The sequence below is a fragment of the Variovorax paradoxus genome (genome assembly GCF_022009635.1).
Taxonomy (GTDB): Bacteria; Pseudomonadota; Gammaproteobacteria; order Burkholderiales; family Burkholderiaceae_C; genus Variovorax.
In genome coordinates this window covers 3,139,410-3,160,670 of sequence record NZ_CP091716.1, presented here as the reverse complement: position 1 = coordinate 3,160,670, position 21,261 = coordinate 3,139,410, and the positions used below count along the sequence as shown (strand labels likewise).

At 62.4% G+C, this 21,261-nt stretch carries 22 protein-coding genes; 12 read left to right on the top strand and 10 right to left on the bottom strand.

Features of this window, described 5'->3' with window-relative positions:
* Positions 1 to 8 precede the first annotated feature (8 nt).
* The 6 genes from L3V85_RS14700 to L3V85_RS14675 form a co-directional block, all read right to left on the bottom strand.
* Positions 9 to 545, bottom strand: a complete 537-nt coding sequence (locus L3V85_RS14700; protein ID WP_237679863.1) for a hypothetical protein — start codon at positions 543 to 545, stop codon at positions 9 to 11.
* 104 nt (positions 546 to 649) lie between these two features.
* A complete protein-coding gene (locus L3V85_RS14695; protein ID WP_081266675.1) occupies positions 650 to 856 on the bottom strand; it encodes a hypothetical protein in 207 nt (68 codons plus the stop codon).
* Positions 853 to 2,229: an EAL domain-containing protein gene (locus L3V85_RS14690; protein WP_237679862.1), complete on the bottom strand. Its 1,377-nt coding sequence runs from the start codon at positions 2,227 to 2,229 to the stop codon at positions 853 to 855. The genes L3V85_RS14695 and L3V85_RS14690 overlap by 4 nt, the downstream gene beginning before the upstream one ends.
* Before the next feature lie 1,203 nt (positions 2,230 to 3,432).
* Positions 3,433 to 3,690: a hypothetical protein gene (locus tag L3V85_RS14685; RefSeq protein ID WP_237679861.1), complete on the bottom strand. Its 258-nt coding sequence runs from the start codon at positions 3,688 to 3,690 to the stop codon at positions 3,433 to 3,435.
* Between the two features lie 121 nt (positions 3,691 to 3,811).
* On the bottom strand, positions 3,812 to 4,510 hold the full coding sequence (locus L3V85_RS14680; protein WP_237679860.1) for a Crp/Fnr family transcriptional regulator: 699 nt from the start codon (positions 4,508 to 4,510) through the stop codon (positions 3,812 to 3,814).
* A 262-nt stretch (positions 4,511 to 4,772) separates the two neighbouring features.
* Complete coding sequence (locus tag L3V85_RS14675) at positions 4,773 to 5,006, bottom strand: hypothetical protein (protein ID WP_237679859.1); 234 nt, start codon at positions 5,004 to 5,006, stop codon at positions 4,773 to 4,775.
* 208 nt (positions 5,007 to 5,214) lie between these two features.
* On the opposite strand from L3V85_RS14675, the gene L3V85_RS14670 reads away from it, so the two are divergent.
* The 3 genes from L3V85_RS14670 (at position 5,215) to L3V85_RS14660 (ending at position 8,120) form a co-directional block, all read left to right on the top strand.
* Positions 5,215 to 5,556 (top strand): hypothetical protein, encoded by a 342-nt coding sequence (locus L3V85_RS14670; RefSeq protein ID WP_237679858.1) that lies wholly within the window; start codon positions 5,215 to 5,217, stop codon positions 5,554 to 5,556.
* 231 nt (positions 5,557 to 5,787) lie between these two features.
* The gene (locus L3V85_RS14665; protein WP_003056225.1) at positions 5,788 to 6,987 is read left to right on the top strand and encodes a tyrosine-type recombinase/integrase; all 1,200 of its coding nucleotides are present in this window, start codon (positions 5,788 to 5,790) and stop codon (positions 6,985 to 6,987) included.
* Positions 6,984 to 8,120, top strand: a complete 1,137-nt coding sequence (locus L3V85_RS14660; protein WP_012436199.1) for a PDDEXK nuclease domain-containing protein — start codon at positions 6,984 to 6,986, stop codon at positions 8,118 to 8,120. The genes L3V85_RS14665 and L3V85_RS14660 overlap by 4 nt, the downstream gene beginning before the upstream one ends.
* Positions 8,121 to 8,165: 45 nt before the next feature.
* Here the strand turns inward: L3V85_RS14660 and L3V85_RS14655 are convergent, their stop codons facing one another.
* Together L3V85_RS14655 and L3V85_RS14650 are read right to left on the bottom strand one after the other, a co-directional pair.
* Positions 8,166 to 8,954 carry a hypothetical protein gene (locus tag L3V85_RS14655; RefSeq protein ID WP_003056223.1) on the bottom strand — a complete coding sequence of 263 codons (789 nt, stop codon included), beginning with the start codon at positions 8,952 to 8,954 and terminating at the stop codon, positions 8,166 to 8,168.
* A 6-nt stretch (positions 8,955 to 8,960) separates the two neighbouring features.
* Complete coding sequence (locus L3V85_RS14650) at positions 8,961 to 9,863, bottom strand: WYL domain-containing protein (RefSeq protein WP_012204593.1); 903 nt, start codon at positions 9,861 to 9,863, stop codon at positions 8,961 to 8,963.
* 89 nt (positions 9,864 to 9,952) lie between these two features.
* Between L3V85_RS14650 and L3V85_RS14645 the strand changes: the two genes are divergently transcribed.
* The 5 genes from L3V85_RS14645 (at position 9,953) to L3V85_RS14625 (ending at position 15,583) form a co-directional block, all read left to right on the top strand.
* Positions 9,953 to 11,146, top strand: coding sequence for a hypothetical protein (locus tag L3V85_RS14645; RefSeq protein ID WP_012436200.1), 1,194 nt, complete (start codon positions 9,953 to 9,955; stop codon positions 11,144 to 11,146).
* Positions 11,143 to 13,398, top strand: a complete 2,256-nt coding sequence (locus L3V85_RS14640) for a Mov34/MPN/PAD-1 family protein (protein ID WP_003056220.1) — start codon at positions 11,143 to 11,145, stop codon at positions 13,396 to 13,398. The genes L3V85_RS14645 and L3V85_RS14640 overlap by 4 nt, the downstream gene beginning before the upstream one ends.
* 45 nt (positions 13,399 to 13,443) lie before the next feature.
* The gene (locus tag L3V85_RS14635) at positions 13,444 to 14,514 is read left to right on the top strand and encodes a hypothetical protein (RefSeq protein WP_003056219.1); all 1,071 of its coding nucleotides are present in this window, start codon (positions 13,444 to 13,446) and stop codon (positions 14,512 to 14,514) included.
* Between the two features lie 376 nt (positions 14,515 to 14,890).
* The gene (locus tag L3V85_RS14630; protein WP_003056217.1) at positions 14,891 to 15,241 is read left to right on the top strand and encodes a DUF2958 domain-containing protein; all 351 of its coding nucleotides are present in this window, start codon (positions 14,891 to 14,893) and stop codon (positions 15,239 to 15,241) included.
* A 63-nt stretch (positions 15,242 to 15,304) separates the two neighbouring features.
* On the top strand, positions 15,305 to 15,583 hold the full coding sequence (locus L3V85_RS14625; protein WP_003056215.1) for a hypothetical protein: 279 nt from the start codon (positions 15,305 to 15,307) through the stop codon (positions 15,581 to 15,583).
* A 142-nt stretch (positions 15,584 to 15,725) separates the two neighbouring features.
* Here the strand turns inward: L3V85_RS14625 and L3V85_RS14620 are convergent, their stop codons facing one another.
* Together L3V85_RS14620 and L3V85_RS14615 are read right to left on the bottom strand one after the other, a co-directional pair.
* Complete coding sequence (locus tag L3V85_RS14620) at positions 15,726 to 16,025, bottom strand: hypothetical protein (protein ID WP_003056213.1); 300 nt, start codon at positions 16,023 to 16,025, stop codon at positions 15,726 to 15,728.
* Between the two features lie 147 nt (positions 16,026 to 16,172).
* Positions 16,173 to 16,436: a hypothetical protein gene (locus L3V85_RS14615; protein ID WP_012204589.1), complete on the bottom strand. Its 264-nt coding sequence runs from the start codon at positions 16,434 to 16,436 to the stop codon at positions 16,173 to 16,175.
* Between the two features lie 524 nt (positions 16,437 to 16,960).
* On the opposite strand from L3V85_RS14615, the gene L3V85_RS14610 reads away from it, so the two are divergent.
* The 4 genes from L3V85_RS14610 (at position 16,961) to L3V85_RS14595 (ending at position 20,840) form a co-directional block, all read left to right on the top strand.
* The gene (locus L3V85_RS14610) at positions 16,961 to 17,785 is read left to right on the top strand and encodes a DUF932 domain-containing protein (RefSeq protein WP_012436201.1); all 825 of its coding nucleotides are present in this window, start codon (positions 16,961 to 16,963) and stop codon (positions 17,783 to 17,785) included.
* A 65-nt stretch (positions 17,786 to 17,850) separates the two neighbouring features.
* Entirely contained in the window at positions 17,851 to 19,890 is a 2,040-nt protein-coding gene (locus tag L3V85_RS14605; protein ID WP_237679856.1) for a ParB/RepB/Spo0J family partition protein, read from the top strand.
* 62 nt (positions 19,891 to 19,952) lie between these two features.
* Entirely contained in the window at positions 19,953 to 20,162 is a 210-nt protein-coding gene (locus L3V85_RS14600) for a hypothetical protein (protein ID WP_012436203.1), read from the top strand.
* Between the two features lie 216 nt (positions 20,163 to 20,378).
* Complete coding sequence (locus L3V85_RS14595) at positions 20,379 to 20,840, top strand: DUF6367 family protein (RefSeq protein ID WP_012436204.1); 462 nt, start codon at positions 20,379 to 20,381, stop codon at positions 20,838 to 20,840.
* Positions 20,841 to 21,261: the final 421 nt, after the last annotated feature.

Below are 21,261 nucleotides of genomic sequence, written 5' to 3'. Positions count from 1 at the left end.
CTTCCCTGTCAGTTGAGCGCGCCGAATGCGCAGGCCGAACTGCCGCTGACGCTGGCGCTCTGGTTGCCGGTATTGGTCTGGTTGGAGTTCAGTGCCTGGCTGGACAGGCCCTGCACGTTGCTGGCGGTGGAGCCGTTCACGAACGAGCCGACGGTGCCGGTGTTGGCCTGGCCCGTCGTCACCGTGCCCGCGCCGCCGTAGCCGGTGTTGGCGTTGCCCGTGGAGTTGGCGGCGGCGCCGCTGGTGCTGGGCGAATTGGCGACCGTGCTGTTGGTGCCCTGGTTGCCCTGCGCGGTGGCAGTGACGTCGCAGTTGTATTGCTTGCCGATGTAGGTGTTGGTGGTGTAGTTGGCCGCGCCGTAGCTGCCGGCCTTCTTGCGCTGGACCATGTCCTGGATCGCGGCCTGGTTGGCCTTGTCCGCGGAAGACTGGAACTGCCACGCACTGTTCTCGCCCACGTTGTTGGCCGAAGCCCCCACGGCCGCGGCCACGAAGAAGGCATGCACGCCCAGTCGCACGCAGTGCCGGAGCGAAACGAAAGACAAGCGGCGGAGCAACCGGAGATCGCACGCACCGGGGTGAACCAGGACGAGTTGGGTAGGCATAGGATTTCTGCGGGAGAAAGAGAACGTTGAAAAGGGAAGCGGGGTCATGCGCGCGTGGTGCTGCGCGCGTCGGGCATGCGCAATGCGGCTTCGAGCGCCAGGTACTGGGCCTTGGCGACGATGTCGTCAGCGCTCGCGTTGTCCGAGTGCATGACGCATTGCTGCATCAGGTCTTGCACCGCGCGCTGCAGCTGGAGCAGCTCGGTGTTCAACCGGGCAAGGCGAAGGTGCAGGTCAGTCGGCATGTTCATGGGCAGTCCACCTGTTGGCCCCGGGCGGCGGACGCCTCGGCATGGCTTTGCGGCTCGCTGCCGCGAACGCTGTAACCCTGCAGCCACTGCGCGCCAGCGGCCAGGGCGATGTGCACGTCGTCCTCGCGCTCGACGCCGTCGACCACCACGTGCGTCGCGAAGTGCCCGCACAGCGAGACCATTCCCTGCAGGCACTCGCGGCCGAAGGCACCGCTGCGCGCACGGCGCAGGAAGGACGCGTCGAGCTTCACGATGTCGGGGCGGCAGGCCTGCACGGCGGCCAGGTTGTCGCCGCCGGCGCCGAAGTCGCGCAGTGCGATACGGCAGCCGCGCAACTGCAGCTGCGCGCAGAAGTCGCGCGCAGCTTCGAGGTCGGCCAGGCCGCCGCTGCCGGCGATCTCGATCACCAGGCGCGAGGCCAGCGCATATTCGTCGTCGAGCGCCGAAAGCAGCGAGGCCCACCAGTGGTCGAGCTTGGCGCTCTGCGCGCTGATGCGCACGCCGATGTGCGCCGAAGGCCGCAGCCGCAAGGCTTCCATCGCGCGCCGCATCACGAGACGGTCGAAGGCGCGCGCAAGGCCCAGGCGTTGCAGGCACGGCAGAAATACTTCAGGCGCGAGCGACGCGGGTTCGCCGCGGCCCGGCGCAATGCGCGGACGGCCTTCGCGATAGAAGATGGTGGCGATGCCGCCCGCATGCACCACGGGCTGCCATCCGAAGCTCAGGCCCTCGGCCAGCACGGCTTCGCTGACGCGCACCGCGACGTCCATGTCGGCGCGGTAACGCTGGCGCCATCCGTCCGCCCTGCTCTCGCCCGAATCGGGGAAGGGCTGCGCGGTCCACAGCGTGAGTTCAATCTCGGCGGCGCCGAGCTGCTCGGGCGGGCGCACTTCGATCCAGTCGGCATGCAGCTGCGCCATCGCGGTGATGCCCTTGGCGCGCACCGGCTCCGCGCCGAGTTCGGACAGCAGCGTCTCGAGCTCGCGGCTGACGGATGCGCCGGCGCGCACGGTGCCGGTGGCGAAGGCATCGTTGGCCCAGAGCAGGAAGCAGTCGTCGCGCAGGCGGGCGAGATCGGTCTCGGCGGAGCGCAGGAAGTTGGCGCAAAGGCGGCGCTGGATTTCGCGGCTCGCGCTCGATGCGAAGTCTTGCCCGTAGGCTTCGGCGAGGTGCGGCAGGTTCGCGATGAAGACGTAGGCGCAGGGCCTGTGTCGCGGCTGGCGCGCGAAGAGCTCGGCGGGCACGGTGGAGATGAAAGGCACCGAGTCCGCGAAGGGAATGCGCGTTTCCGGCGCGTCATGCGTATCGCGCGGCGTGCGGTCATTTGCGGCATCGCCCTCCGCCGACGCACGCGGTGCCCATTCGGCGGGCATGTCCGCGCCGAGGGGCCAGGTTGTCAGTGGAGAGAGAGCGGGCATTGCATCCTCGATCGAAAATTTCTGCGTCGAATTCACACAAGAGAAGAAAGAGCCACCGCGTTTCTTGCGGCAACAGTCGGCCGTCCCACGTGGCAACGCGGGTTCGAACCGGAGACTGAAAAATCGACGCGCGCACGACAGCCGCCAGACGCTGCAGCCTTCTTTTCAGAAGGCCTTGCGATCGGCTATCGGGTCACGGCGAAGGAGTGCGCTACGGCAAGCGGAGAACGCTTGCGCCCGCGCTGGGGCGGCTAGGAATACGGCATGGACGTGGCCCTCGACTCATCGGCGCCACGCGTTCGTGAGGCAGACCCGCACACGGCACGCCGTGGCTTGTACGTTCGGAAGAACGAGGATCTGTGAACCATCACGTTGCAAGCTCCGTAGGACATGAATTGAAACAAAATGAATACTACGGATTACAGTAGCCGTTGGCATGTGCTTTCGGCCCGCGGATGTGTTCCAGCTCACATTTGTAAACAATGTTCGATGAGTGCCTGTGGCCCAGGCAAGGCCGTGCCGGCGCAATGGCCGTGCGAACGGCTACAGGAGCCCTTCCGCTGGAAGGCATCCAATCGAAGCGCAATTCGGGCGCGAGGCCCGATCACACGAAGAGCAGGGGAAACTTTCAGTTGGCTTTCGCCTGCCGATTGCTCTGTGGGCGGGTGCGGGGAACTACATCGGCGGCATGCGCATACGTCGGTCCGACCGTGTCCAAAGAGCAAGCGGTCGAGGCCATCGCCGCGTGCATGGCACGCATGCCTTTCAAAGGTGCTGAGTGACGATCACCACGACACCTGCAAGAGAAATTGCACCGCCGACGAGTTTCTTGAATGTCTTCATGATGTTCTTCCAGTCTTGTTCAGGAGGAACATCGATGGTGCCGCTCTTGCCATCGCTCGTGGTTTGGCAATCTTCATGCGGAGGATAGGAAAACCTGGAGCCAGGCGGACCCTGGTATACTCGGCCTTCGTTCGGAACTAGTCCGGACGTTGCCTGGCCAGGCAAGCCGAATCTCACACCGGCGCGTCGAAGTCACTGCGACGAGAAAAATAACAGGTGGCTTCCGCAAGTGAAAATTTGCCGTAACCGTGGACCGCGTGAGAGTTCACGACCACCTTCAAGAGCCCGCCTTGCGCGGGCTTTTTCGTTTCTGCCTCAGTGCAGCTGCATCTGCGATTTGACATCCGCCAGCGAAAGCCGCTCTCTTGCGAACTGGCTGGCCCTCAGCCGCACCCGTGCCAGCGCGGCTTCCAGCGACGGTTGCTGCATGAACACCAGAACGCCCCACTTCAGTCCGAGCAGGCTCAGTTCGGCGACACCCGCATAGCGGCCATTGGTGGTTTGCTTGATATCGATCCGGCTCGACCAGCCGTCGGGCAGTTCGACCAGAAGTTGTTGTTGCGTTGAACTCATGATTCGAGGATAGGACGGGGGAGGCGTCACACCTAGGAACTAATTCCTTGGTATTAGAAGATTCTTCGAGCAGCGCGATCATTTCGCCGCTCGCCTTCATCGCCTGGCAGCCAGTCGCTCCCTAGATGCGTTGGCTGCACCCGGTCGATTTGCCGAAAGCCCGAGGCTGGCCCAGAACCTCGCTGAACTCTGGCAACACATGAATCCCGTCCTCGTCCCGACGAACGAGCCCCTTGCCCTCCAGCTCACGCATGGTCTTGTTGACCACCTCGCGCGAGAGCCCCGAGTAAGAGGCGATCACCGACTGCGTGATGCGCTTGTCGTAGCGACCGGCCCCCGCAGGTGCCAAATACGTCAGTTGGCGCAGGACGCGGCTCACCAGGTCTTCCGACGTCAGCGACGACACGCTGCGCATCTGCCCGCGAATGCCGGACATGCGTTTCATCGCGAGCCCCAGCAAGCCCAGCGCCACCTCGGGATGCTTTGCACACAGCTTGCGCAACGCTGCGGCGGGCACCCGGTAGACCGACGACGGCAGCGCGGCGATCAAGCCTTGCTTGGTCTGGTAGCGGTCTTCGCTCAGGGAAGGGCCCAGGAAGAAATCGTCCGGGCGGATGAAGTCGGTCGTGACCTCCATGCCATCGTTGCCGCTGGGGGCCACGACGCGCAACAGGCCGTTGGCAACACAGTAGATGTGGTCTGTCCATTCCCCGGCGACGAGAACATGGGCATTGCGCCGATAGGAGCACAGTTCGCTGGACTGGACGAGCATGTCGCGCTCGGCAGCAGGCAACTTGGCTAGAAGAGGATGCAGGTACATGACGGGAAACGGTCTCCGGTATCGCTGCGAACTTGGCGTCGCAGGGCAGATACCGAGAGTGCGGGCTCGTCATCTGCGGGCTTGACCGCGCGTCTCAATCCTGAGGTCCGGCCTTCTCCAATCCGGTACTTTTTGGCAATTCTTCGTCATTTTTAAGCCAAAGGTTTTCAAAAAATCAACCTTGGTGCTGAAGCAGCCAAAGAAAAACGGGTTGCGGCGAGAGGCTGCAACCCGTCGATTCGGCCACCGGAGGCGGCTCCCGTCACTCCCTGGCGCTGGAGATCCACTCCCGCACGAAGTGCGCGGCCCGAACGCATGCGCGCTCGAAGGCACCGTCCCAGGTCAGTTGCTGCGTGATGACCAGCGCGCACTTCTGTACGCCACTGAGGCTCAGCCTGGCAATGCCGGCATAGGAGCCATGAAGGGTGCGGACGATCTCGAAATCCGCAGTCCAACCGTCGGGGAGGTCGAGAATGTGGGCTGGTGCTTTCATCATGGGCTCGAGGATAGGAGCCCCTGCCCCAGAGGTACAGGAATTAATTCACAAGTGTTAATTTGCCCTTCGAAAGCCACTGACAACCTTCACCAATCGTGAAAAACATCTCGTCCACGACTGCTGCCGGAGTGCCCCAGTCAACCCGTACCTGGCGGGGGCGTTGGCAGCACCATGCACGTGTTTTCGTGTGACCCTCGAGGTGCCCATCTTGAAAAAAGCTCTGATCCTGTTGGCCGCTGGTACCGTTTTTGCCGTGTCGGCGTTTGCACAGAAGCCTGCCGCCACGCCGGCAGCGGCACCAAGCTCCGCTCCCGCGGCACAGGCCGCACCAGCGGCTGCCGCACCGGCCGCCGCTCCCGCCGCCAAGCCAGCCGCGGCCGCAACCACCACGGCAGCAGCTGGCGCCACCGCAGGCCAAGTCTGGGTGAATGGCAAGGTCTACCACTGCGCAAACGACAAGTACTTCGGCAAGACCAAGCACGGTTCGTACATGTCGGAAGCCGACGCAAAAGCCAAGGGCGCCCATGTGGCCCACGGCAAGGCTTGCTGAAAGCAGCCAGACCGCTCTCGCAGTGACCGAGCCCTCCTTGCGAGGGCTTTTTTCATTTCACCATGACTCCAGCACCGAACTTTGCTGGACTACGCCGAAGCCCGATACAGCAGGTTTATCAATAACTTAGGCGAGTCCAACATATGCCGGTGCTTTCCGAAACCTGACCCGGCTTCCCCTCTGATGGCCCCTACATGGCTCTTGGGAATCGGGTCTTTCCGAGGAGTCATCGTGGCAAAACTCAAGCTCACCAAGTCCGCAGTCGATGCGGCACAACCCCAGGCGCAGGCCGTCGAACTCCGGGACACGCTGGTGCCCGGCTTCCTGTGCAAGGTTACACCAGCGGGCCGCAAGGTGTTCATGCTCCAGTACCGCACGAACGCTGGCGAGCGGCGCAAGCCCGCCCTGGGCCTGTACGGGGAACTGACCGTCGAGCAGGCCCGCTCGCTGGCCCAGGAATGGCTGGCCGAGGTGCGCCGGGGCGGCGACCCCAGCGCGGCCAAGGCCGCCGCCCGTTCAGCCCCCACGGTCAAGGAGCTGTGTACCAAGTTCATGGAGGATTACTCCAAGCAGCGCAACAAGCCCAGCACCCAGCGCGGGTATCAGGCCGTCATCGACCGCTGCATCGTTCCGATGCTGGGCCGTTTGAAGGTCCAGGACGTGAAGCGCCCGGACGTGGCCACGGCGATGAAGAAGATGGCGCACAAGCCGGCCGAGGCCAACCGTGCTTTCAGCGTGATGCGCAAGATGTTCAACCTGGCCGAGGTGTGGGGCCACCGGCCTGACGGCACCAACCCCTGCCGCCACGTCCCGATGTACCCCAACGGCAAGGCCACCCACCTCATCAGCGACGAGGACATGGGCAAGCTGTTTCGGCGACTGGAGCACATCGAAGCCGAGGGTCTGGAGAACTACGTCATCCCGCTGGCGATCCGCCTTCAATTCGAGTTCGCCGGCCGCCGCTCCGAAATCGTGACGCTCCGATGGGATTGGGTGGACCTGGACAACCGCCGCGTGGTCTGGCCGGACAGCAAGACGGGCGGCATGTCCAAGCCCATGAGCGAGGAAGCCTATCGACTGCTCTCGACGGCGCCACGGCAGGAAGGCACTCCCTATGTGCTGCCGTCTCCAAGCCATCCCGGCAAGCACCTGACCACGGGCGAGTATTACGGCGGCTGGAGCCGCGCCCTCAAGGCGGCGGGCGCCACGCACGTCGGCACGCATGGCATCCGCCACCGCTCCGCGACCGACATTGCCAACTCGGGCATCCCGGTCAAGGTCGGCATGGCGCTGACGGCGCACAAGACCGTGGCGATGTTCATGCGCTACGTCCACACCGAGGACGATCCGGTGCGCAAGGCGGCCGAGCTGGTGGCGAACCGGCGCAAGACGATCACCGAGGCGCAGCGGCCTGCGGAGGTGGCTGCATGACCAAGAAGGCGCCTGCGATGGCGGGAGTCGCACCCGCCGCCGTGCCTGCCGGCTACGCCAGCATCCACGGCGGCATCGTGGATCTGCTCGATGCCGCGCGCCAGACGGCAGCGCGCAGCGTCAATGCGCTGATGACGGCCAGCTACTGGGAGATTGGCCGCCGCATCGTGGAGGCCGAGCAACAGGGCAAGCGGCGCGCGGGTTATGGCGAGCAGTTGATCGAGCGGCTGGCAAGCGACCTCACCCAGCAGTTCGGCCGTGGCTTCAGCCGTCAGAACCTGCAGCAGATGCGGTCGTTTTTTCTGACCCGGCCAATTCGCCAGACAGTGTCTGGCGAATCTTCCCCGGAGCCAGTGCGGCCTTGGCGGCTGGACGAGCTGGCGCAGGTCTTCACGCTGCCGTGGTCGGCCTATGTGCGGCTGTTGTCGGTCAAGGACGAGCATGCGCGCCAGTTCTATGAAGCCGAGGCCTTGCGCGGCGGCTGGAGCGTGCGCCAGTTGGATCGGCAGATCGGCAGCCAGTTCTACGAGCGCACGGCGCTGTCGAAAAACAAGGCGGCGATGCTGGCCAAGGGCGCGGTGGCCAAGCCCGAAGATGCCGTCGCGCCCGGCGATGCCATCAAAGACCCCTATGTGCTGGAGTTCCTCGACCTCAAGGACGAGTATTCGGAGTCCGATCTGGAGGCCGCCTTGATCCGGCGGCTGGAAGACTTCCTGCTCGAATTGGGTGAAGGGTTCACCTTCATTGGACGGCAGCGGCGCTTGCGCATCGACCAGACCTGGTATCGGGTGGACTTGCTGCTGTTCCATCGCAAGTTACGCTGCCTGGTCATCATCGACCTGAAGCTGGGGAGTCTGACGCATGCGGACGTAGGCCAGATGCACATGTACTGCAACTATGCCAAGGAACACTGGGCCTATCCCGAGGAGAACCCGCCGGTGGGGCTGATTCTTTGTGCCGACAAGGGGCTCGCCCTGGCGCGGTATGCGCTGGAGGGCTTACCCACCAAGGTCATGGCGGCGAACTACCGGATGGTTCTGCCGGATACCGATGTGCTGCAAAAGGAACTGGAAAGCACGCGGCTCTTGCTAGAGTCTCGCGGAACGATTCGTCCCAAGACGTGGAAGCGGTAGACACACCTGCGGAGCTATACGCCTGTTTGGAGATTGGGCAGAACCTCAGTCTGTAGTCGGTTTTACGGCTTTCTTCCGTGAGGAGGAAGAAGGCAACGACGGCAAACATTCAAACAAACGTTCCGCATAGACGAATCCCATCCGCCTTACTGCGTCCTGATCGAAATACAGTAGCCATGCGGCAAGTAGCGCCAGCGAAATGAGCAATGTCAAGCCTGCGGCAAGCCCTGGATCGGCAAGGTGCACCAAGTCAAATTGGAGAGGTGCTACCTGCAAAATCTTTGCAATCAACAATCCGTAGACGACGCCCATGAGGCACGACAGGATACCGACAGGCTTCATCGCCAGCATGTTGCGATGAAATCCATAGGCGATGTTCTCTTTCAGCAAGAGCTGCTTGTTGGAACGCGTGAGTTCGCGAAGCCGCTTAGTGGCACCGATGTAGATGTCGTCTGCCTTGTCTGGGTTTGCTGATTCTTCTTCTGCCGTTGGCATGGCGATACCCAACTTGGCAGTGATCGCCGTGTGATAACGCTGCTTGCTGACACCATCAAGGAACTTGTCGCGGTGGCGTAGTGCGATGGTCGTGGGCATGCCACCCCATTTTGAGACCAGCATCTCTTCAAGTTTTTTACCACGTCCGCGCGCTACGCTCGCGAGTGCATAGATAGCGCCGCAGCCGCCCAGCAGGCCGATCACACCTGTAAGCACAGGGTGCCGAGCCCCGTAGACGCACAACAGCGGCACCAGCACGGGTAAGGCCACAAGAAGGCCAGGGATAACACGTGCCTTGCGCTCGTAGGGGTCTTTGACCAGTTCAAAAATTGTTGTCATGTGAAGTCAGGCCTGTGCCGCCAAGGCGTCGATATAGGGTTGGATTTCATCGCGGTTTTTCAGCGTGATCTGCTGTGCGAGGGGGTCTGGTGCTTCCTTGGTATGCAAACCCAAACGTCTCAGCGTGTAGTACAGAAACGCTTGGCGGCATGGAAGTTTGACCTCTCCATCTTCCATGCCGTAGTCCAACTCTAAGACTCGTTTCTTGGCTGCAGGCAAATCGGGATGCGGTGCAAGTACCAGCGTCAATACAGTTTGCCAATGCGAATCTTGGTTGGAGTCCACTTGGGTCGCCTCGAAGCCATCGATGCGCAGGATTCGAGCAAGGACGAAATCGCTGAAGCGCTGGCGCTTGTGGCAAAACGCGCGCATGTGCCAGCGAAAACCGTCATTGCCAAGGGCGTGGGGAGACAGCAAGCGAACCGATTCATCCAACGACGTCATGGACTGGTAGCTCACCAGAATGGATTCCTGCTGGCGGATTGCGCGCACCACTGCTTCGACGGTCTGCTCATTGATCGTGCGCCAAGGGGACGGGGCCCAATCTGTCTCCGGCGCGGAGCCGATGAAGCTGGCCGTCGGCTCGACAATTCCCATCTTTGTCGCTAGCAGTTCTGCTAGATAGCGTTGCGCCGAGCTTCGTTGGTAAAGCGGGTGAAAACTCTGCGCTGCCGTGTAGGTCTTGGAGCTGCGGTCGTAAGTCAGGTTGCTCGGCGCCAACTCCATGTACTTGGAAATGTCCAGCGATGCCTGCGGGACCGAAATACCAAAGTGCTCGGTGAGATCCATCCGGTTGATGCGCCGCTCCCAGCGCAGACGGAAATCGATGAATTGAAGTCTGCTCTCCAGCCCCCAACTTAGCCCCTTAGGCTCAGCAGGTTCGGCGGCAGGAAAGGAAGGTTTTTGCATCAGTCACGCCTAAAAAGTAGACGGATATAAAAAATCGTCGTACATTAACTATACGCGATCATCCTTCGGTCGTCTACCCGGAGACCCCAGTGCCTACAACCATCACGTTTTTTCCCGTCGACAACGGGGACATGACCCTCATCAAGTTCGGCGATCTCGACGCGACGACTCTGCTGATCGACGTAAACATCAGGCAAGACGCCGACGACCCTGACGGGGAGGCGCGCGATGTCGCCAAGGATTTGCGCGAACGACTGAAGAAGGATGAGAACGGCAGGCCGTATGTCGATGCGTTCCTGCTGAGCCACCCGGATCAAGACCATTGCCGAGGGTTGAAGCGACACTTCTACCTAGGGCCACTCGACAAGTACCCGGACGACAAGAAGGACGACAAGGACAAGAAAATCGTGATCCGCGAGATGTGGTCGTCCCCGATCGTGTTTCGACGCGCCAGCAAGACGCACACCTTGAGCGACGACGCCAAGGCATTCAACACGGAGGCGCGTCGGCGCGTGCAACTGAACCGTGACAAGAATTTCGCCGTCGGGAACGGTGACCGCATTCAGATCATGGGCGAGGACATCGACGGAAAAACCGATGATCTCACTTCGATTGTGCGGAAGGTGGACACGCGCTTTTCAACGATCAATGGCAAGAGTTCCGCATTCTTTTCTGCGTTTCTTTTGGCTCCACTGGACGCCCAGGATGACGAGGAAGAGGAAGAGTGCCTGGTCAAGAACCAGTCCAGCGTTATTCTGAACATCACGTTGGCGGCTGACGCGCAGACGCCGGATGGTGCGAAATTCCTTACTGGTGGCGATGCTGAGGTGTTCATCTGGAACCGCCAGTGGCAACGCCACAAGGCTGAAGCAGATGTGCTTGAGTACGACATCATGCAGGCGCCTCATCATTGTTCCTGGCATTCGCTGTCCTATGACAGCTGGTCCGACTACCGTGAAAAAGCCAAGCTCGATGCTGATGCTCGCAAGGCGCTTTCGCAGACCCGTGACGGCGCCGTCATCGTCGCCAGCTGCAAGCCGATTGCAGATGATGACAGCGATCCGCCCTGCATCCGTGCGAAGCGTGAGTACGTGACGATCGTGGACGAAGCAAAAGGCGAGTTCTACTGCACAGGCGAGTACCCCAGCGAAAAGTCCGTGGAACCGCTCGTTTTCACCGTAACCGCTCAGGGTGTGCAACCTCCCGCGAAGAAGGAGTCCGGATCGAAGGCCGCTGCCGTGGTGACCTCTGCGCGCACCCCCATGCCGCACGGAGCATCATGACGGGCACCATCGCAGACGCACTGCATCAACTTCAGCGGCATCGAGGCCTTATCCGCGTTGGCGAGCCAAGGACAACTGGTGCATCGACGGAGATTGAAGTCGATGTTGCGGTCCAACTGCCGAACAGGTCTCGGCGCAATGGTATCTCTGAGACCGGAGTGCGCACCGTCGAGACGTGCGTGCTGGTATTCGGTAGTGACTGGCCCCTGTCTGCACCCGAGCCCTTCTTACGTGCGGACTTCCCGCTCAACTTGCCGCACATCAACCCCCATCGCCAAGGCGAGTTAGTCTCGCCGTGCCTATTCGAAGGGTCGTTGAACGAGCTGCTGCATCGGTTTGGCCTGGACGCCGTTGTCGATCAGTTGATCGACTGGCTGCACAAGGCCGCGGCCGGAACACTCCTGGACCTGGAGCAGGGGTGGGAACCAACGCGCCGAGACAGCTGTCCTTCGACCGTTGTATTCAGTGCCGAGAAGGTCGCGGCCGCCGCTCCCGCTGACGGCACGATTCTGGTGGTTCCCGCAGGCTACGTGACGATCGATGGCGGTCTGTACGCCATCATCAACGCCGAACTGACCGCACAAGTCGATCCTGTGTTTTATCAGGATGTTCACAACGACAAGCTGGGCAAATGGGGGAACGGCCATGCCGCGGCCTTCATCGCGCGCGCTCCGATGACCGACGGCCTCCCGCATGTGATCGGACGCTATCAACCAGAGACAGTTGTCGATCTCGCGACGCTGCTCGATCGAGCAGCGGAGCTTGGTATTGATCGCGACGCTTTGGCCCAGGAAGTGGACGGTTATTTCGGACGCTCAATCCTGGATATGCGACAGGACTCGCATGGCTGGGTGCATGGTTTGTACGCGATTGTGATTCTGGCTGTGCAAAGGCCAGCGTCGCTTGTGGGCTCGCCAGGGAGGAGTGTCGAGGTATTGCCCTATGTGGTGCGCTATGAACTCAACGCTCAATCGCTCCTGGAGCGTAACGCCACGGTTCACCCGGCCTTTCACGCGCATGCGTTGTCTCCTGAACTGCTGGCAAGGACGTCCGGCATTCCATACGCAGCCACATCACAGCCGCTGGTCGTGCTCGGCTGCGGAAGCGTGGGATCGAAAGTCGCGATGCAACTGGGGCGAGCGGGCTTTGGTTCGATGACTTTCGTCGACAACGAACCCATGTCGCCTCACAACGCCGCGCGGCATGCACTCATTGAGCGGGCATCAGTTCTGGTTCCGCCTCGGAAGTCGGCGCTGATGAAGACAGCCTTTGAATCGCTGTCGCATCTTCAATCGCGAGCGTTCGACACCGACGCAGTGACTCTTTTGGTCGATCCGGAACAGTTTGCGGCAACCGTTCCGCAGGATGCGGCCCTCATCGTGGATGCGACGGCGTCACTTCAGGTGCTGGCTGCAGAAACACAATCGGCAGCGTTGGATCAATCCCCAGCCCGATTGGCACGGATCGCGATGTATGGTCAGGGGCGCTGTGTGGCGGTATTGCTCGAAGGAGCTGGCCGTGCCGGCCGAGTTGACGACCTCACGGCGTTCTTGTTCGAGTGCTGCCGGTTTGCACCGGAACTGCGTGCGTCGATTGCCGGCGAGACGTCTGAGCCGACTCGGATTTTCGTGGGTGACAACTGTCGTTCGCTGACGATGCCTATGTCTGACGCCGTTGTTTCGCGGTCGACGTCACTGGCCGGCCTGCAACTGGAACGATGGCTCGTTGATGGGCTTCCGAAGGAAGCGACGCTTTGCGCCGGAATCTCAGATGCCGAAGGCCTTGGAATGGCATGGACCCGCGCCAGCCTTGGCCCGACCACTGCGCTTGAAGTCGCAGACGATGGTGGCTGGAACATTCGGGTCCTGTCCCCAGTTGCGCAAGCAATCCATGCTGATGCGCTGCGCTGGGGTGCTCTGGAAACAGGCGGCGCCTTGATCGGCCGCATCTCGTTTGAAAATCGAACCATCACCATTGCAGGCCTTGTTGAGGCACCGCCTGACAGTGTTCGAGAGGCCGCCCGCTTCGTCCTCGGAACCAACGGGCTTGTTCAAAATTTGCGCGCCGCAAACGCGGCCTCTTTGGGGTATCTCGCCTTTATAGGAACGTGGCACAGCCACCCGAAAGGCGGCGCACATTCGGGTATCGACCGAAATACATTGCGCGGCATCGCCGAGGATGCTGGCGGCCTTCCGGCCGTGTCGTTGGTATGGACTCCGACAGGACTCACGTGTGCGGTGGATCGCTGGTAGGTGCAAAGCCACCGGCACTTTGTTGGCATAAAACAAGAGGGATGTATGGCTGACTACTTCGAGATCGACTTTCTTGGCGTCGAAACAGCGAAAAGCGGGGACGCGATCACGCTGCGCTACTCGGTGAATGGCACCGAGGGCGTGCACGTTGTTGACGGTGGGTATCTGGATACGGGTGATCAGATAGTCGAGCATCTGAAGACGTACTATGGAACAACAGTCATCGACCATGTGATCCTCACGCACCCAGATCGCGATCACGCCAACGGACTACGAAAAGTCCTGGAGCAATGCACGGTCAGGAATCTTTGGATCAACCGGCCGTGGATATACGCGGACCAGTTGATCGATCGCTTTGAGACCTATGAATCGGTTGAAGCCCTGCGACGGAAGTTGCGCTCAATCTACGATGCCACGGCAATTCTTGAGGATATTGCGGTGGAGAAGGGAATTCCAATCCATGCCCCCCTTCAGGGGCAGAGCATCGGTCCGTTCGCGGTCATGGCACCTACCCTGGGGCGCTACTTGGACCTGATCGTGGACTCCGCGAAGACACCGGAAGCTGTCGAAGAAAGTGCTTTTGATAGCGCGCTGAGCAGCATATTCCGGGCAGTGAAGGCCGCGACCGCCTACATCAAGTCCCTGTGGGGCGAGGAATATTTCCCGCCTGAGCCGACCAGTCGTGAGAATGAAATGAGTGTGGTGCAGTCGGCTGTCTTGAACGGTCATCGCGTCATGCTTACTGGCGATGCCGGGCGTGAAGCACTGCAGGAGGTGATCGACTACGCACCTTTCGTGGGACTCGCGCTGCCAGGTATTCGGTATTTCCAAGTGCCCCATCACGGCGGGCGACACAACGTTTCGACCGAAGTCTTGGATCAACTGCTCGGCCCACGGTTGAACAGTATGCCGGACAAGCACCATTGGAATGCCATATGCAGTTCTGCCAAGGCGGATGAGGATCATCCGCGGAAGTCGGTGATTCGCGCCGTATTGCACCGGGGTGGGCACTGGGCGGCAACTGAAAGCCAGAACATACGCATCGGGGCAGGCATCACCCGCGATGGCTGGGTGCCGATTCCCCAGGCGGCGTATCCGGAAGATCAAGAAAATTGACAGCGCCTGAAGGCCAGCACCACTTTTCAACTGCCTGCTGGCAACTTGGCCTGCATCCCGACGTTCCTTCGTCGGGCTCATGGGCTGCGCCCCGAGCTTCGTGCCGAATCGCAGTCATCCGGCTTCAAGCCCGGACGCTCTGATCTGGACTGACGCTTCGGACCTGCGCGCTACGCTTGTCAATACCGGGGTGGCTGCGTGGTGAGGTGTGGCGGCTTGCTGTTCCCTTCATCGTGCCACGGCGTGCTCGCCGTCAATGACTGCGCACCTTCGGCGCTTGCGGCCTGGCGGCCGTCTTCGATCTTTGACTGCTTGCGCTGCGCCGTGCCCTGCAAGGGCTGGGCAATTCCGCCCGGTAACCTTACAGGAGTTCACCATGAACCACGCATTCATCACGGACGAGCAGCGCATCGTGCTGCTGGCCAACGGCCGCGAATCCTTGGAGAACCCGGACTTCGATCCGGCCCCAGTGGTCAAGCTGTTCACGCCGGATGCCGGCGCGACCTGGCTGCTGACCGAGATTGATCCCGATGACCACGATCACGCCTTCGGTCTTTGCGACCTGGGCCTAGGGATGCCGGAAATCGGCTGGGTCAGTCTTTCCGAACTGGCGACCGTGCGCGGGCGGCTGGGCTTGCCGGTAGAGCGGGATCTGCACTTTCGTGCCGAGAAGCGGCTGAGCGCCTATGCGCGCGATGCGCGGCTGGCGGGGCGTGTCGTTGTCTGACCTGGTTCTGGGGCGCCGCAAGGCGCTCCTGAGCGTTCTCAATCATTTCAGGAGGTCAAGGCCATGAGCAGCCACCACGACTACATCCTCGAAATCACGGCAGAGCATGATGCGTTCAAGCCGTTCCCACCGGAGAACGGCCAGCCCTTGCGCTTTGCGCTCGGCGACGCGGTGATCTATACCAACGAGTTTGGCGCACAGTTCCGGTGCCGCGTCACCGGGTTTTATCGTCCCAGCGGACTTTCGGGCCTGTACGCGCGCGGTGCGCGCTACCTGCTGGACTCGTCATCGCCGTGGATGCCGGTGTCGGAAGCCAGCCTGCGCCCCGACGACCCGGCCTGATGCCTTCGCGCCCCTGGCGGGGCGCTGCGCGCTGCGCTTGCCTCCAGGGGAAAGCCCTGCGGGCTATCCCCGCCGCGCAGGCTTGGCGCCCCTCTCGCGCAGCGAACCGGCTGGTGCCGGATCGCTCCCTTCATGCCGGACATTACGATGGCACTTCGGGCGTGGGTGTGTCGGGTTCGTAGTCGCCCAGCCACTCGAAGAGACGTTCGATATCGCAGTCCAGCTGGTTCAGCGTGGCCTGGGCCATTGCGTACCAGGTGGTGCCGTCGTCCGTTTCTTCGGAGGCGGACAGCAGGACGTTGAGCTGTGCGCGCCGTCCCAGCAGGCGCTGCATCTCGTTGCCTACCGTCTTGCGGTCGGTGGTCCAGATGAGGGTCGGCAGAAAGATGCCAGGCCCTTCTGCTCCAGGCGCAGGCGTTCCGGGTTGCATGGGATCGCTCATGGTGGTTCTCCAGAAGGTGGAGATTCCACGGTAGGCATTGGCCCGTGACCGGGCCACTCGAAATTCGCGCTATTTCGGGGGGATTTCGGGATCAGCGCCGATCGGCCGTGGCGCAGTCATGCGGGCGGGCTGCCTTTGAGCCGGTGCTTACCAGGGCTTCCAGCGCCGCTGGGGTGTTTGCGGCACGGCGCCGAGCAATTGGATCGGCGGCAGTGCATGGGGCGCATTGTTCCTGGGGAAGCGCCGGCGCACTTCGCATTCCAGTTCGTGCGCGAGGCCGCGTGCGTCCTTCTCGCCGCGCAGTGCCCGTTGCCGCCAGTCTCGGGCCTGGGCCATCAGTTCATCGTCTTGTAGGGCTCGTATGTCCATGCCATTGCCATTTTGCCGATGGCTGGGTGGGTAGCTGTCCACGGGGATTTCATTGAAGTCATGTGGGCGTCCCCGGCCACCTGGGAGATGGCCGGTCGCGCTCTCGTGCTAGCGCATCGAGCCGCCTGCGGCGTCTCGCCCCCTTCGGGCTTCGATCGTTCCCTCACTCCGTTCGGCTGACGCCTCCGGCCCGGCTTCCAGCTTCGAGCCTGCGCGCTTCGCTTGCCGTGCGGTCGGCTTGTGGGATGGCCGTTGCCATGTCCAGTCCTCTTCCCTGACTTCATCACCTTGTCCGCGACTGTAGCCCGCGGCCGTGTGCCGTCAAGGCGCGCAGGGCCGTGTCCTCGGCTGCGCCTGCGGGCCGCCCCCACCCTGCGCTTGTTTCCTTGACGGCCCCCGTCCGCGCGCTCCCTTTCGTCGCGGGCGATGAACTCAGGAAAGACGGTGGCAACAGGGCCAACCGGGTTCCTCGCGCCGACCGCACCGAACAGCCGAAAGGCTGGGCTCCGAATCTTGGAATCCGGTGTGCGGTTTTCTTCAACAGCCTTTTTGTTCAGGAGAACGACATGCTTGCAACCCGTTTCGCCTCCCACTCCCCGACGCTGCGCAGCGACTACCCGCTGTCGGATGACCAGATTCGCAGGGTGGCCCCGTCCATCTTCGCGGATGCCCCGCATGAGAGCCGTTCCGAGCGGTACGCCTACATCCCCACGGCTGCGGTTCTGACCGAACTGCGCAAGGAGGGGTTTCAGCCCTTCATGGTGACGCAGACCCGCGTGCGCGATGAAGGCAAGCGCGAGCACACCAAACACATGCTGCGTCTGCGCCACGCCAGCCAGATCAACGGCGCGGAAGCTAACGAGATTGTGCTGCTGAACTCGCACGATGGCACGAGCAGCTATCAGATGCTGGCGGGCCAGTTCAGGTTCGTTTGCAGCAATGGCCTTGTTTGTGGTGACACGGTGGCCGATGTGCGCGTGCCCCACAAAGGCGACGTGGCCGGACTGGTGATCGAAGGCGCGTATCAGGTACTGAGCGGCTTTGACCGCGTGCGCGATTCCCGCGATGCCATGCGCGCAATCACCTTGGACGATGGTGAATCCGAAGTGTTCGCCCGCGCCGCGCTGGCACTCAAGTACGACGACCCGAACAAGCCCGCGCCCGTCACGGAATCGCAAATCCTGATGCCGCGCCGGTTTGAAGACCGCCGCCCCGACCTGTGGAGTGTGTTCAACCGCACGCAGGAGAACTTGACCAAGGGCGGATTGCATGGCCGCAGCAGCAATGGACGCCGCCAGAGCACCCGGCCCGTGCAGGGCATTGATTCCGACATTCGACTGAACCGCGCCCTGTGGCTGCTGGCCGATGGCATGCGCGCCCTCAAAGCTTAGCCGTTCCCCCGCCGGAGGGGCGGTTTCCCCTCCATTCCCTTGCTTCACTCGATTGGAGATTCACCATGAACGCCGTTACCTACATCGAAACCCAAGCCCTCGACACCCGCGCCAATGTGCTGCAAGCCGCCGACCCGAGCAAGCACATGATTCTGGTTCCGCTCTCGCGGTTGGTGCTGCGTCCCACGGGCCGCAACGTGCGCAAGGCTGTCCCGCGCATGTCCATCCCTGAACTGGCCGCGTCCATTCAGCGCGTGGGCCTGCTGCAAAACCTGATCGTGATTCCCGCCGCCGATGGCCTGCATTACGAGGTGGTGGCCGGTGGGCGCAGGCTGGCCGCATTGAAGTTGCTGGCGAAAAAGCACCGCATCGCCAAGGATTGGGACGTGCCTTGCCTGCAGGTGGCCGATGGCACCGCACGCACGGCGAGCCTCACCGAGAACGTGCAGCGCGAAGCCATGCACCCGGCCGACCAGTTTGAAGCCTTCGCGGCGCTGGTGGCCGAAGGCCGACCGATTGAGGACATTGCAGCGGATTTCTCCGTCACGCCGCTGGTGGTGCAGCGCCGTTTGAAGCTGGCGAACGTCTCGCCGCGCCTGATGGCGGACTACCGGGCCGACGCCGTGAGCCTTGACCAACTGATGGCCCTTTCCATCACCGACGACCACGCCGCGCAGGAAAGCGCGTTTTACGATGCGCCGCAATGGCAACGTCAGCCGTCCGCGCTGCGCGAACGCCTCACCGAGCGCGAGATTGACGCTTACCACCATCCTCTGGTGCGCTTCGTCGGACTGGACAGCTACGAAGCCGCAAGCGGCGGCATCCGCCGCGACCTGTTCGCGGAAGGTGATACGGGCGTGTACCTGACCGACGCCGCGCTGCTGGAACGGCTGGCACAAGACAAGCTGGCGGGCATCGCCGCCGAAGTGAAGGCCGAGGGCTGGGCTTGGGCCGATGCCACGCCGGGCGTGACCCACGCTGACCTGCACGCCTTCCAGCGTGCTCCGAGAGAGCGGCGCGAACCCAACAAGCGCGAAGCGCAGCGCATCGAGAAGCTGCAAGCCAAGATGCAGGAGGTCGCCGAAGCGGTGGATGCCGCGGTGGACGCCGAGGACGAGGACAAGGCCGACGCGCTGCAAGAGGAAGGCGAGCGGCTGGGCGAGCAGTTGCAGGCGCTGGAGGATGGCTTGCAGGGATATGCCGCGAACGTGAAGGCCGCAGCCGGGGCCATCGTCACCATTGACCGCAACGGCGAGGCCGTGATTCATCGCGGGCTGCTGCGCGAGGCCGAGGCCAAGGCGCTGCGCACGCTCGAAAAGCTGCGCCTAGGGTTCAGTGGCGCGGATGCTGCCAGCGATGACGAAGGCGAGGAAGACGAAGCGCCCAAGGCCGCAGCGATTTCCGACCGGCTGGCCCAGCGCCTGAGCGCCCATCGCACCGCTGCGCTGCAAATCGAAGTGGCCCAGCATCCGCAAGTCGCACTGGCCGCGCTGATGCATGGCATGGTGCAGACCGTCTTGCGAGGCCGCTACTACGGCCACGATCTACCGCTGGGCGTGCGCCTCACGGTGCAGGACCGGCTGGAAGGCATGGCCCCGGACTGGCCGGAATCGCCTGCCGCCGTGGCACTGCGCGAATTGCAAGAGGCATGGAGCGGCAAGCTACCCGAGGACAGTGCCGAACTGTTCGCCGCGCTGCTGGCGATGGAGCAAGGCGAGTTGGTCAAGTTGCTGGCGGTGTGCGTGGCCTCGACGGTTGATGTGGTGACACCGCGCGCCACGGCGCAGCAACCCGGTGCGGAACTGGCGCAGGCCGTGGGCCTCGATATGGCCGCATGGTGGAAGCCGACCGCCGAAGGGTATTTCAAGCACGTTCCGAAGGTGGTGGTTCTGCAAGCCGTGGGCGAATTTGCGCCCGAGAGCGTCAATCGGCTGGCGAAGCTCAAGAAGGCCGACATTGCCAGCGAGGCCGAGCGGCTGGTGAACGGCAAGGGTTGGATGCCTGCCATCTTCAAGACGGAAGACGGGCCCGAGAAAGGCCCGCAGGACGGTGCGGAGGAAGTCGCCACCGAGGCGGATGAACCCACTGAAGTGTTGGCCGCTTGACCCGCGCTGAAGGCGCGCGCCCCGGCCTCGACCGGGGCGCTTCGCTGTCAGGAGCACCCCCCATGACCCGCACCACCACCAGCCGCCCGCGCATGGCGGCGATCTACTCCCCCGGCACGGTACGCGCTCGCCGCTGGCACGGCGATGGCGACGTGCGCGGCTACCGCCCGCCCTCGGGCTGGACGGCCCGCGCAGACCTCACCGATATTCACCCCATCACGGGCCGCGCTTTGGTGCGCGCCATGTGGTGGATCATCGAGACGAAGGAATAACCGTCGTCAACACCGCGCCCAGGCCGTTCCGCCCTGGGCGCGGTGAACTTCAAAAAATCCGGGCGCGGCGGTGGCCGCGCCCGGTGTTGAAGGCCAATAGCCCAATCAGAACGCCGCAGCCTTCGCAATGGCTCAGTGCGGCATTGAGATTTCGGCTGGCCCCCTCATATTGCTTGCTTCATGTTTGTAAAACAGTGTCTTCAGGAGGGAATCTAGATGAAGCTTGCTGATATTTTGAAGGACCTTGACGCAGAGAAAGATCCGGACGAAATTTTGATTGAAGTCACGTCGGAAATTTTGAAGCGCTGCGGCCTGCAAATCACATTGGAAAGCCGATGGGAACATTCTGGGCATAAAGACTGGATGTACCGTGTTGACCCGGAAAATCCAAGCATTCCCTTGAAACGTCACATCCACATTGCAAGGAGCAAGCACACCAGCTCAAAAGGTATGCAGGCCTCATGGAATGACGATGGTTCTCGTCACGACAGGGGGTCTTTCAACACCTCTGTCGGTGACACGGCGCGCGTTAGGGAGATTGCGAGAAGCGTTCTGAGTCTCCCGCCAAATGTCACGCTCGAAAGCGCTGACCATCCCGGAGTTGCTGGATCTTGGGTTGACGAAGTGCGGTTTTCCACGGATGGGAAGGTTGCCTACGTTTCCATTCGCGCGCTTTAAGAATGACAGCGTGAGGTGAGCGTGTCGGCGAGTTGCGCCGCCGGGCTTTCGGGCTGCGCCCCGTGCCGACTCCGGCGTCACGGCCATCCGGCTTCAATCCCTCACGCCTTCGCGCCTGCGGCGCTGCGCGCTGCGCTTGCCTCCAGGGGATGGGCGCAAGGCCCATCCCCGCCGCGCAGGCTTGGCGCCCCTCGATACCACCGAACCGGCTGTGCCGGATCGGGCCGGCCAGTGCCTCGCCGCAATGGACGGGTTGGCGAACACGCTGGAGCTTGCTGCGGCAGGTTGTGCGAATCGGTGCCGTCCTCAACGCTGGAGGTTCTCACCCATCACGTCACGAAGGACGGTTCACGGACAGCCCGCCCGGCCTCGCTATGGAGCTTCCACGCCACGCCTCAAGACCGGCGCCGCTCGGTGCGGC

Coding starts and splice junctions, on each gene's coding strand:
- L3V85_RS14680 (WP_237679860.1), bottom strand. CDS start 4,510: ATGTACCTGCATCCTCTTCTAGCCAAGTTGCCTGCTGCCGAGCGCGAC.
- L3V85_RS14630 (WP_003056217.1), top strand. CDS start 14,891: ATGAACCACGCATTCATCACGGACGAGCAGCGCATCGTGCTGCTGGCC.
- L3V85_RS14635 (WP_003056219.1), top strand. CDS start 13,444: ATGGCTGACTACTTCGAGATCGACTTTCTTGGCGTCGAAACAGCGAAA.
- L3V85_RS14640 (WP_003056220.1), top strand. CDS start 11,143: ATGACGGGCACCATCGCAGACGCACTGCATCAACTTCAGCGGCATCGA.
- L3V85_RS14610 (WP_012436201.1), top strand. CDS start 16,961: ATGCTTGCAACCCGTTTCGCCTCCCACTCCCCGACGCTGCGCAGCGAC.
- L3V85_RS14675 (WP_237679859.1), bottom strand. CDS start 5,006: ATGATGAAAGCACCAGCCCACATTCTCGACCTCCCCGACGGTTGGACT.
- L3V85_RS14695 (WP_081266675.1), bottom strand. CDS start 856: ATGAACATGCCGACTGACCTGCACCTTCGCCTTGCCCGGTTGAACACC.
- L3V85_RS14595 (WP_012436204.1), top strand. CDS start 20,379: ATGAAGCTTGCTGATATTTTGAAGGACCTTGACGCAGAGAAAGATCCG.
- L3V85_RS14655 (WP_003056223.1), bottom strand. CDS start 8,954: ATGACAACAATTTTTGAACTGGTCAAAGACCCCTACGAGCGCAAGGCA.
- L3V85_RS14620 (WP_003056213.1), bottom strand. CDS start 16,025: ATGAGCGATCCCATGCAACCCGGAACGCCTGCGCCTGGAGCAGAAGGG.
- L3V85_RS14650 (WP_012204593.1), bottom strand. CDS start 9,863: ATGCAAAAACCTTCCTTTCCTGCCGCCGAACCTGCTGAGCCTAAGGGG.
- L3V85_RS14605 (WP_237679856.1), top strand. CDS start 17,851: ATGAACGCCGTTACCTACATCGAAACCCAAGCCCTCGACACCCGCGCC.
- L3V85_RS14660 (WP_012436199.1), top strand. CDS start 6,984: ATGACCAAGAAGGCGCCTGCGATGGCGGGAGTCGCACCCGCCGCCGTG.
- L3V85_RS14625 (WP_003056215.1), top strand. CDS start 15,305: ATGAGCAGCCACCACGACTACATCCTCGAAATCACGGCAGAGCATGAT.
- L3V85_RS14690 (WP_237679862.1), bottom strand. CDS start 2,229: ATGCCCGCCGAATGGGCACCGCGTGCGTCGGCGGAGGGCGATGCCGCA.
- L3V85_RS14600 (WP_012436203.1), top strand. CDS start 19,953: ATGACCCGCACCACCACCAGCCGCCCGCGCATGGCGGCGATCTACTCC.
- L3V85_RS14685 (WP_237679861.1), bottom strand. CDS start 3,690: ATGAGTTCAACGCAACAACAACTTCTGGTCGAACTGCCCGACGGCTGG.